At 60.8% G+C, this 600-nt stretch carries 1 protein-coding gene; it reads right to left on the bottom strand.

The window, feature by feature from the left end; genetic code table 11:
- Window positions 1-600: immunoglobulin-like domain-containing protein (locus JN524_RS27175; RefSeq protein WP_202371316.1), on the bottom strand; the 600-nt coding region annotated here is incomplete at both ends.

Below are 600 nucleotides of genomic sequence, written 5' to 3'. Positions count from 1 at the left end.
AGGTCGCGGTGTAGACGATCGAACCACCTTCAGCGACGGAACCGGTGGCGCTCAACGTCAGGTTGGTGGTGTCGACGGTGTCGGTGACGGTGGTGCTGACAGGGGTTTTGTCGGCCACGAGGTTTTCGTAGTTGCCGCCCGTTACGCCGGTAATCGCGTTGCTCAACGGCTCGTGACCGTTCAACGCATCGTTTGGCGCGGTGGTGGTCACGGTACCGGTGGTTTTACCCACTTCGATGGTGATGGTCTGACCGTTGGCCAGGGTCACGACCACAGGCGAACCGGTGACTGGCGCGCCGACAGTGGCGGTGTAAGTGACGGTACCGCCTTCAGCGACCGAAGTATCGGCCGTGAGTTTCACGGTCGAGGTGTCGATGGTGTCAGTGACTTCGGTGACAGCTGGAACGGTGCTCGGCACCAGATTTTCGAAGTTGCCGCCGGACGCATCCTTGATCGTGACTTCGACTTTGCCGGCGTCTTTGTAGACGTCATCGGCTGGCGCTGGAACCGTTACGGTGCCGGTGGTTTTACCGGCTTCGATGGTGATGACGGAGCCGTTGCTCAACGTCACGGTTACCGGGGTGCCCGCCGGATTGGTCA

Source organism: Pseudomonas sp. MWU318 (genome assembly GCF_016756945.1).
In the GTDB taxonomy this organism is placed as follows: domain Bacteria; phylum Pseudomonadota; class Gammaproteobacteria; order Pseudomonadales; family Pseudomonadaceae; genus Aquipseudomonas; species Aquipseudomonas putida_A.
Note: the sequence above shows the minus strand (reverse complement) of the source record. Positions and strands in the feature narration are given on the sequence as shown.